Raw genomic sequence first — 9,123 nt, 5'->3', positions numbered from 1 at the left:
TGCACACCTACAATCACCACCGCGGACACACCGCGCTCGCAGGCAAACCACCCGCCAGCCGCGTCCCCAACCTCACAGGGCAATACACCTAGGTCTCCTTGTAAGGAGACCTTCCCTGCGGGCCGCTGACGTGGCCTGGAGGTCCCGTCGTTCATGGGCGCCAAGGCAAGACCGGCGGTACCGGCGATGGCGGACACGACGAAGCAATGTGTGGGCATGCGGTTCCACACAGCCTTCTCCCGATGGTTTCAGTCTTCGCGAGTACGCAGAACGAGCCTACGCAGCCACCGAGTTGACCGGAAGTGCCCCTTGGCTCAGCGCCCTTGAGGGACCCCGCGTTTTCTAGCGTGCCCTTGTCAGTACCGGCGGGTAGGTTGGGCCGTGATCGCCGCCGCACCCAGGGCACGGGGCTCTGCTGGGAACAGTGGGATCAGGAAGGACCAGCCATGACCAAGCGGTCCGATACGGCAGATGCTGCGTGTGCCTACCGGCGTACCGGGATCCACCCGGTACGTGAGACGGGGAGGCTCAAGGAGCTGACGGGCCGGGAGAAGGAGGTGCTTCTCCTGCTAGGTACGGGGCTGGGGAACCGGCAACTGGCGCGGGAACTGGGTATCGCGGAGCGCACGGTGAAGGCGCACCTCGCGCGGATAATGGAGAAGCTGGGGCAGGAGACTCGGCTGCAGGCTGCGGTGCTGTCCGTGCTCTCCCACAACGTGCTGTGTGCTGATCCGTGCTGCCCCCGCGGGCATTCCACGCTGCCTGCGGATCCGTGGACGCCGTCTGCCGCGTGAGCGTTTCCTGCGAGGGTCCGCCTCCCTCTGTCTGGTCCTCGGATGTCTGGCGAGGGCGGGTTCGGGAACCCGCCCTCGCCGCCCCCTGAGGGGCCAAGCGACGCCGAGTTGGCTGATAGTTGCACCAGAGAATCGGGGGCGAAGGTGAGCGGCCAGCGTTTTGGCGGTGGTCCGTCTCACCCGGGCAGGTGCCGGTCCCGGCACGGCCGACGTGGACAACGCCCTGGTGTTCCACCACGACTACAGACTGTCCGACCCGAGACCGAGCCTGCACGACCCGACCGGGAAACAGTGCCTCGAACTGCCCCGCTGCGTGACCAGGTGGATATGGGGTCAGCTGCAGACTTCTGCCCCAAGCGTGAGCTTGATCTCACGGGTGGCCATACGCACGGCACAAGCCGGTGGCACGCCCGGAAAGTGACATCATGAGTGTGCCTGCATGCTGGAGCCCGACAGCGAGGAAACCGACATGACCACCGGATCCGCCGACAGCCCCGCAACCCTCTATGGGCCGGCTTCACTCGTCCTTGGCACCGTTGCTCTGGTCGCTGCGGTGTTCGCGGGCTTCATCGGAATCGCGATCCCGTTTCTGTTCGGCAGCCTCGCCGTCACCTTCGCGCTCCTCGGTCTGACCCGGAAGCTCAACCGGGGCCAGTGTGCCATCGGCCTCGCCACCGGATCCCTGAGCGTGCTCTACCCGATCTTCCTCGCCGGGGCCTTGGGCGCCTGACGCCTCGGCACCGCCTGCCGGGCCCGGGGCTGCCGACCGCCGTCATCGCCGCTACCGAACCTCACGCCGGCACACTTCCTCGCGGATACCAGGGCCCCCGGTATCTGCCATCGCCCCTTGACGCGTGATACTCCGGATTCCCGGTCTTGTCCCCGGCACCGGTACATGCCTTCGTGGTGGCCCCGCCGACTCATTGTTGCCGTTGACCACCGGGGCCTGACGGTCGGTCAGCCCCTTGCCGGGATGCGGCAGGTCTGGGCACCGACATGGTGCGGACAAGCTCAGTCCGCATAGCTCTCCTGAACGCTTACCTCCAGCGGTGCCCCGGGCATGGGCGGACTCCGCTCCTCGGACGATGTCACCCGCGTCGAACCGCCCCTTGAGCTTCCCCGTCTATTGACCTCACGGTGCCCAGCAGGCCCGTGCGGCTACGCCAGACGCCGAGCGAATGTTGCGCCACACCGGTCGGCGGCACGCCATGCCTCTGCCCTTTCGAATACTGCCCACCAGTGCACTGCCCCAGGAGACACTTACGCCCCACCCTCCTCCTTTCTAGGGTCGTTGGTACATCCCCTGCCAGAAGGAGGCAGAGATCGGCGCAAGCCTCCCTCTGAGGTACTGACACAGGAATCGCCGCCCGGGAGCTTCCCAGGCGCAGGCCAGCGCCGCGCAGGTCGGTCAGCAGGCCGGTCGCTACAGGGCGGCCCACAGCCCCGAACCCTTGGCGGGCAGGGAACGGCCAACAGGTCACCCCGCTGCTGCCGGCCCCCTTTCGGGCCACCGCCCCTTTCCGGCTCAGGCCTTCACGGAATGTCCGGGGTGATCCGCCGAGGCAGACGCTCGTCCACCGGTCCCAAGGCCGGGAAGAGGCACTGCCTCACGGGCCATGCAGGGAAGAGCGGGACATTCCACACTCGCAAAACGCCAGTGGCAGGCCCGGCTGTGGGGCATGAAGGTCTCCATTCCGGTCTCCGGATCGCCAACGGCACTGCGCGAGCAGGCGGTTTCCCGAGCGACCGCCGCAGGTGTCGCCAAGACATCCACCCTGTCCTGGATCTCCTTCATTCCGCAGAAGAAGATCGACGCTCCCACCGGGGGCTGTGACTACGGCAAGAAGTTCCAGTTCGGCGGCGACGGGCGTTCGAAGTTCGACTGGAAGTCGAGCAAGTACCGCACCGCCCTGCACGCGACAGTCACGTGGAAGTCCAAGAAGGTGGTGAGCAACAAACACATCGGCGCCACCACGGTCTACGTGAAAAAGACCGGCAAGAAGGTGCGGCACCGTTGTCCACGCCGCGGTTGCGGGAGCTCGGCTGGGCCCTCTCAGCGTGGATCCGTCCGCCCGGCCCGCTCTTGGCTTCCCCGAGCAGAGCTGACGCTCGAACGGTTCGCCGAGCACAGGGCCCCGACGCCGTTCGTCCCTGGCGTGAGAGCACGTGCGTGAGAGAACGTGAGGCCGAATGATGCCGGCGAGGAGGGGGCTGCCCGCCGCCCCCTCCCCCGGCATCTCGGGTCAGTCCGTCAGCAGTTCCCGCAGTTCCGCGACCGCCTCGCGGAGGTGGTCCGCGAAGGCGTGCATCTGGTCCGCCACCGCGAGCGGGGTGCTCAGGTAGAGGTTGAAGCGGTCCGGCAGCAGAACGTAGGCGATACCGATGCAGCGGCTGCTCGTGGAACCGAAGCCGAAGTACTGGATGTTCTCGGACGGCGCCGAGCTCGTGCTCAGGTAGTCGTCCCGCAGGGTGAGCCAGCCCGGGGAGCGGTACAGGGCGGGCTGTTCGTGCACGCCGAGCTCGTCACCGCGGCGGCGCTGGATCAGTTCCAGTTCCCAGAGGTGCTGCTCGGGGGCCTCGCCCGCCTGGCATTCCTTCGCCCGCGCCACATGGGCCGAGGCGGCGGCCCGGAACGCGGCCCGGCGGGTGTCGCGGTCGGCCGTAGGGTCGTCCATCACCGTGACGAATGCGGACATCTCAGGGGTGATGACGCGCATCGCCTCCGTGCGGCCGTGGCGGTACTGGCGGGTGGCGATCGACTCGTACGTCGCTCCGAGATGGCCCTTGGCGCGCTGGTGGGCCACCTGGTAGGCGGTCTGGACGAAGGCGTCCGGGGACACTCCGAGCGCCTTGGCGGCCGTGCTGCCGAAGTCGCCGAACGACACGGTGCGGGTGGCGGTGCCGTGTCCGTACGCGGCGAACGCCTCGGCCGCGGAGCGCACGCGCTCCCGTAGGGGCTCGTCCAGTGCGAAGGTCAGGGGCTGCGGAACGGGCTCGCCCTGGGAGCGCGCGCCGGACCGGCGGGAGTGCTCGTCCGGCGGGGTGCCGAGCAGGGCGTCGGTGAAGCTGAGGATGGTCGTCCCGTCCAGCTCGCAGTGCTCGACGTTGATGCCTGCCCGGCCGTCCGCGTAGACGACGAAGGAGACGGCCTTGTCGAACCAGCGGTTGCCGCGGTCTCCGTACAGCAGCTCGTCGCAGGCCGCCTGGATGCCTTCGGGCGCGAAGTCCTCCAGGCAGACGCAGAAGAGAGCGGTCTCGATGTCGTCCAGGGTCCGGGCGTTGCCCGGGTGGCCGGCGACGAGCGACTGCCGGGCGTCCGCCCAGTCCGCGCGCGCCATGGTGGTGAGGTGGCCCGCCCGGTCCTCCTCGGCCGTGTGGACGTCGGCCTTGGTGACGGCGCGCAGCCCGGCCTCGATCTCGTCGAGGCTGTACGGGACGCCGTCGGGGCCGAGCACGTCCAGCCGGAACATGGTGCCCCGGAAGAACACCACGATGTGCCGGGCCGCGGAAGGTCCGGGTTCCCGCTCGCTGTAGGGGGCGCGCACGGTGTCCAGTGGTACGCCTGGGATGCGGGTCGTGGAGAAGAGGTACTGGTTCTGCACCATGGACTGGGGTACGCCGCGCTGTTCCACCGGCGCGATGAGCCCTTCGTCGAGCTGCCGCTTGTAGTGCAGCGCCCCCGCGACGAGCCCGGCCGCCCGGTCGAGCTGCCCCTGGCCGGTGTCCTGGAACAGGAAGAAGAAGTTGGCGTTGAGCGCGATGCGGTCCCGGCGGCCGAGGTAGCGGTACGGCCAGAAGGTGTCGAGCCAACTGTGCACGCCCTCCGTCGCGTCGTACTCCTCCAGCGCCGCGTGCAGGGCACGGCCGGGGCCGTCGGGCCGCAGGAAGGCGGTGACCTCGGCTTCCGTCGCTGCCCGCTCCTCGGCGGTCAGCAGTGGGGCGCACCAGGCGAGGAACCTGTCGCAGCTCGCCTCGAGCGTGGGCAGCGGCACGCGCGGAAGGGTGCCTTCACGGGCGAAGGTCGCGCCGGCTGCGGCTTCCTGGCTGACGTTCAATGCGGCTCTCTCTTCTCGGTGAGTGGGGTGGGGCGGGAGTGGTCTACGGGTGCTTCGGCCTGGAGAGGTGGAGCTGAGCGTAGAGCCAGCCGTCCTCCTCCAGTCCGCTCGCGTCCACGCCTGCGGCGGCCAGGCTGTCGAGGACACCTCGCTGTTCCTCCGGGCCTGCGAACCGCCGCTGCTTGAAGACCCCGTCGGCCCGGACCGTCCGGTAGCCCAGCTCGTCCAGGGCCGCCTCCACGGGGTCGAAAGAGAACATCCGCAGCACGAAGTGCGCCATCCACGGGAGGCGGCCGTCCTGCGCGCGGACGACGCGGGTGAGGGTGCGCTCGGTGACGTAGCCGATGCAGCCCGTCGAGATCACCAGGTCCGTCCCGGCGAGGCGGTCCCGCTGCGCGGGGGTGGGGTCGTCGGTCTCGAGGTCGGCGTTGACGGTGTCGTCGAGGAATCCCGCTTCGTGTGCGTAGGCGAGGGCGTTGGCGGAGGCGTCCAGGCCGGTGAAGCGCAGTGGCCGCGCGGGGCGTCGGGAGTGGGCGAGGTCGCGGTCCCGTTCCAGCAGCGCGGCGCGGGAGTCGGGGCCGCTGCCGTCGTAGCGGTCGTACAGCTCGTCCATCGTGATGTCGTGCTTGAGCAGAGCGGCGTTGATCCCGTACGAGCAGCCGATGTCCAGCACGCGGGGGACGGGCACCTGTTCGGTCTCCCGGTACTCCTTGAGGACCTTGTCGAAGTAGGGCTTGGCGAGTTGGGGGACGCAGTAGCCGAGCGGGCGGAGCACCTGGAAGTACGTGCGGGGGTCGGACGCGGTGTAGATGTGGTCCAGCGAGACTTTTCCGGACGCGTCGAGACGCAAGGGCTTCTCCTCGGTGGGGGCGCGTGGCGGTGCCTGGAGCCGTGGGCCGTCGTCTCAGTCCAGCAGCTGATCGCCCCGCACGGCCCGGCCTTCCGCCTCCAGGTGTTCCGGGAGTACGCGGCCGAAGAGCTGCCGGGTGCGCGCCACGCTCCCGATGACACCGGGGCGCTCGCTGTAGGCGAAGATCGCGCTGTGGCGTGCGCGGTCGCCCCGGACGGGGCTCACGCGGTGCAGCGAGTAGCGGCCTTTGAACAGCTGCAGGTCGCCGGGGCGCAGGGGCAGGCGCTCCGGTGGGCGTGCGCCGCGGCCGTCCAGGACGTCCCGGACGTCGTCGAAGCGCTCGTCGGCTGCGGACCTGATGTTCGGGCAGTACTCGAAAGCGCCGCCCTCCTGCGCCTCCTGGGTCAGCATGCTGACCGTGTACTCGTTGGTGTCGAAGTGCCAGGGGTGTTCCATGCCCGGCCGTACGACGTTGAGTACGAGCCCGGAGAGGGGGTCGGCCAGCTCGTACAGGTGCGGCAGCCCGAAGCAGTCGGCGACGAGGCGCTGGAAGGACTCGTGGGCGTAGAGCCTGCTGATGAGGGAGTCCCCGGGGATGCGGTCGCGGGCGACGAACGCGTTGCCACGCGCGAAGGTGCGCCGGCCGGGGTGGTGCTCGGGCAGGTCCGCGTCCACGTCGGTGTTGTAGACGTTGACCGTCTCGACGTCGAAGTACGCCTGTGGGGCGAGGGCGGCGCACTCCTCGCGCAGGACGTCCTGGTGTGCGGGCCGGATGAAGTCCGGCAGTACGGTGCAGCCGGCTTCCGCCAGTTCGCGTCCCGCCCGCGCCACCACGGCGCGGGCCTCGCTGCTTGCGGGGTCCGACAGGGGGTAGCGGTCCGTGTCGACCACCTGGTCGAGCGTGATGGCTTGCAGAGTGCTCATTCCGACCCTCTCCACGCGCACGTCAGTAACTCAACTGCTGAGTAACAGAGTTGAAGTTCCCACAGGCTCTGCTGCGTTGTCTGTGACACGACGCACTTCTTGACGGACGTGCGGCCGGAACACGCCTGCGCCCCCGGCCTTCCGGGGGCGCAGGCGGCTGGGGTCAGCGGCCGTAGCGGATCAGGGCGCGGACCATACGGCAGGTGGTGTCGGACGGCGGGTGGATGGCGAGACGCTCCGCCGCTGCGCGGATCCGGGCGTTGCCGGCGCTCGACGGCTGGTACACGCCGGCGTCGAGCAGGGCGATCGTCAGGCGCATGGCCTTCAGCCGGCGATTGTGCGAGACATACCACTCGCGGGGCCGGCCCGCGGGCAGGCGCTTCTTCCGCAGGGGCTTGTGGAGCGGCTCGGTCGTGGCTGTGGCGACGGCCATCGGCAACCTCCTGGCACGGTGGTGGAACCCTCACGAACTCCCTCCATCTTACTGCCCACCACTGACAATCACCCCTGGCCAGAGGCCATTTCGAGGATCCCTCCCGTAACCTTGGCCCCATGGAGATCTGGATCAATCCCGCCTGTTCCAAATGCCGTAGCGCGGTCGATCTGCTCGACGCGGAGAGCGCCGACTACACCGTCCGCCGCTACCTGGAGGACGTGCCGTCACCGGAGGAGGTCCGGGCCGTGCTCGACCGTCTCGGGCTGGAGCCCTGGGACATCACCCGGACCCAGGAGGCGGAGGCCGCGGAGCTCGGGATCGAGGAGTGGCCGAAGGACGCCGGTTCACGCGAGCGGTGGATCTCGGCGCTGGCCGCGCACCCGAAGCTGATCCAGCGCCCGATCATCACCGCCGACGACGGGAGCGCCGTGGTGGCGCGGACGGACGAGGCGGTCAGGGACGCCCTGGGGCGGTGAGGAAGTCCTCGATCCGGCGGGCGACTTCCGGCTGCTCCGCCGCTCCGCCGCGCGCCCAGGGGCCCGATCCGCAGCGGCCCGGCGGACGCGGTGTGTGTGGTCATGCCACCAGTCTGCCCGGACCGGGTCGCCGACGCGGAACGTATCCAGTTCGCCGCAGGCTGAGACACCTCCCGGCGGCGTGGGCCAGCTCCCCGACGCCGCAGGGAAACCTCGGAAACACGCGGTTCACATTCGGGCAACGGCCGGGAAATCGCATCTTGCCAAGCTGCGCACCATAGACCGCAGCACCCGCAAAGGATGGCGTCCGTGACGTTCAAGGCTGAGTACATCTGGATCGACGGCACCGAGCCGACCGCGAAGCTTCGCTCCAAGACGAAGATCATGACCGGTAGCCCCGCGCAGGGCGTGGCTGATCTGCCCATCTGGGGATTCGACGGGTCGAGCACCAACCAGGCCGAGGGCCACGCCTCCGACCGGGTGCTGAAGCCGGTCTTCGCGTGTCCGGACCCGATCCGCGGCGGTGACGACATCCTCGTGCTGTGCGAGGTCTTCCACATCGACATGACTCCGCACGAGTCGAACACCCGCGCCGCTCTGCGTCCGGTGGCCGAGCAGTTCGCGGGCCAGGAGCCGATCTTCGGCATCGAGCAGGAGTACACCTTCTTCGACGGCCACCGTCCGCTCGGCTTCCCCGAGGGCGGCTTCCCTGCCGCACAGGGCGGCTACTACTGCGGTGTGGGCTCGGACGAGATCTTCGGCCGTGACATCGTCGAGAAGCACCTCGACAACTGTCTCAAGGCGGGCCTGGCCATCTCCGGAATCAACGCCGAGGTCATGCCCGGCCAGTGGGAGTTCCAGGTCGGACCGGTCTCCCCGCTGGAGGTCTCCGACCACCTGTGGATCGCGCGCTGGCTGCTGTACCGCACCGCCGAGGACTTCGACGTCTCCGCGACCCTGGACCCGAAGCCGGTCAAGGGCGACTGGAACGGCGCGGGTGCGCACACCAACTTCTCCACGAAGGCGATGCGCGAGGGTTACGAGGCGATCATCACCGCGGCCGAGTCGCTCGGTGAGGGCTCGAAGCCGATGGACCACGTCAAGAACTACGGCGCGGGCATCGACGACCGTCTGACCGGTCTGCACGAGACCGCCCCGTGGAACGAGTACAGCTACGGCGTCTCCGACCGCGGCGCCTCGGTCCGCATCCCGTGGCAGGTCGAGCAGGACCAGAAGGGCTACATCGAGGACCGCCGCCCGAACGCCAACGTCGACCCGTACGTCGTCACGCGGCTCATCGTCGACACCTGCTGCACCGCGCTGGAGAAGGCCGGCCAGGTCTGATCCGTCACCGGTTCGAAGGGGCGTCCGCCGGCGGGCGCCCCTTCGGCGTGTCCGGACGGTACCGGAGGGGTAAACAACTGTTCCTATTTTTTTCAGTGGAGCTGTGGTGTTGTCTGTGTATACCGTAATGTCGTGAAGATCCGTTGCCATTGCCATTGCCCTTGCCCGTGGGGGTGAGCGTGTGAAGAGGTTCACGCCACAGCCGGGCTTCACTGTCCTGGCATACAAGCTGGCGCTGGATCCG

9 protein-coding genes are annotated in these 9,123 nt (G+C 68.8%); 5 read left to right on the top strand and 4 right to left on the bottom strand.

What is annotated here, in order from left to right:
• The first annotated feature begins 446 nt into the window (after positions 1 to 446).
• The 3 genes from ACFYSH_RS33850 (at position 447) to ACFYSH_RS33840 (ending at position 2,968) form a co-directional block, all read left to right on the top strand.
• The gene (locus tag ACFYSH_RS33850; RefSeq protein WP_359479278.1) at positions 447 to 794 is read left to right on the top strand and encodes a helix-turn-helix transcriptional regulator; all 348 of its coding nucleotides are present in this window, start codon (positions 447 to 449) and stop codon (positions 792 to 794) included.
• Between the two features lie 439 nt (positions 795 to 1,233).
• The gene (locus tag ACFYSH_RS33845; protein ID WP_359479276.1) at positions 1,234 to 1,524 is read left to right on the top strand and encodes a hypothetical protein; all 291 of its coding nucleotides are present in this window, start codon (positions 1,234 to 1,236) and stop codon (positions 1,522 to 1,524) included.
• Positions 1,525 to 2,473: 949 nt separating this feature from the next.
• Complete coding sequence (locus ACFYSH_RS33840; RefSeq protein ID WP_388757703.1) at positions 2,474 to 2,968, top strand: hypothetical protein; 495 nt, start codon at positions 2,474 to 2,476, stop codon at positions 2,966 to 2,968.
• A gap of 69 nt (positions 2,969 to 3,037) precedes the next feature.
• On the opposite strand, the gene ACFYSH_RS33835 is transcribed toward ACFYSH_RS33840, so the two are convergent.
• The 4 genes from ACFYSH_RS33835 to ACFYSH_RS33820 form a co-directional block, all read right to left on the bottom strand.
• The gene (locus tag ACFYSH_RS33835; RefSeq protein ID WP_388757700.1) at positions 3,038 to 4,849 is read right to left on the bottom strand and encodes a choline/carnitine O-acyltransferase; all 1,812 of its coding nucleotides are present in this window, start codon (positions 4,847 to 4,849) and stop codon (positions 3,038 to 3,040) included.
• Between the two features lie 43 nt (positions 4,850 to 4,892).
• Complete coding sequence (locus ACFYSH_RS33830) at positions 4,893 to 5,699, bottom strand: class I SAM-dependent methyltransferase (protein WP_359479269.1); 807 nt, start codon at positions 5,697 to 5,699, stop codon at positions 4,893 to 4,895.
• 54 nt (positions 5,700 to 5,753) lie between these two features.
• On the bottom strand, positions 5,754 to 6,623 hold the full coding sequence (locus ACFYSH_RS33825; RefSeq protein ID WP_359479267.1) for an arpA protein: 870 nt from the start codon (positions 6,621 to 6,623) through the stop codon (positions 5,754 to 5,756).
• A gap of 163 nt (positions 6,624 to 6,786) precedes the next feature.
• Positions 6,787 to 7,056 carry a hypothetical protein gene (locus ACFYSH_RS33820; protein ID WP_359479265.1) on the bottom strand — a complete coding sequence of 90 codons (270 nt, stop codon included), beginning with the start codon at positions 7,054 to 7,056 and terminating at the stop codon, positions 6,787 to 6,789.
• Between the two features lie 119 nt (positions 7,057 to 7,175).
• Between ACFYSH_RS33820 and ACFYSH_RS33815 the strand changes: the two genes are divergently transcribed.
• Positions 7,176 to 7,535: an ArsC/Spx/MgsR family protein gene (locus tag ACFYSH_RS33815; protein ID WP_359479263.1), complete on the top strand. Its 360-nt coding sequence runs from the start codon at positions 7,176 to 7,178 to the stop codon at positions 7,533 to 7,535.
• A gap of 309 nt (positions 7,536 to 7,844) precedes the next feature.
• Positions 7,845 to 8,879, top strand: a complete 1,035-nt coding sequence (glnII, locus tag ACFYSH_RS33810; protein ID WP_388757695.1) for a glutamine synthetase — start codon at positions 7,845 to 7,847, stop codon at positions 8,877 to 8,879.
• Positions 8,880 to 9,123: the final 244 nt, after the last annotated feature.

It is taken from the genome of Streptomyces sp. NPDC005791, from assembly GCF_042871485.1.
Classification (GTDB): Bacteria; Actinomycetota; Actinomycetes; order Streptomycetales; family Streptomycetaceae; genus Streptomyces.
This window is presented reverse-complemented; position numbering and strand designations above follow the sequence as displayed.

Excerpts from the sequence above, each read along its gene's own strand:
- ACFYSH_RS33820 (WP_359479265.1), bottom strand. The coding sequence starts at position 7,056 with ATGGCCGTCGCCACAGCCACGACCGAGCCGCTCCACAAGCCCCTGCGG.
- ACFYSH_RS33815 (WP_359479263.1), top strand. The coding sequence starts at position 7,176 with ATGGAGATCTGGATCAATCCCGCCTGTTCCAAATGCCGTAGCGCGGTC.
- ACFYSH_RS33840 (WP_388757703.1), top strand. The coding sequence starts at position 2,474 with ATGAAGGTCTCCATTCCGGTCTCCGGATCGCCAACGGCACTGCGCGAG.
- ACFYSH_RS33850 (WP_359479278.1), top strand. The coding sequence starts at position 447 with ATGACCAAGCGGTCCGATACGGCAGATGCTGCGTGTGCCTACCGGCGT.
- ACFYSH_RS33845 (WP_359479276.1), top strand. The coding sequence starts at position 1,234 with ATGCTGGAGCCCGACAGCGAGGAAACCGACATGACCACCGGATCCGCC.
- ACFYSH_RS33825 (WP_359479267.1), bottom strand. The coding sequence starts at position 6,623 with ATGAGCACTCTGCAAGCCATCACGCTCGACCAGGTGGTCGACACGGAC.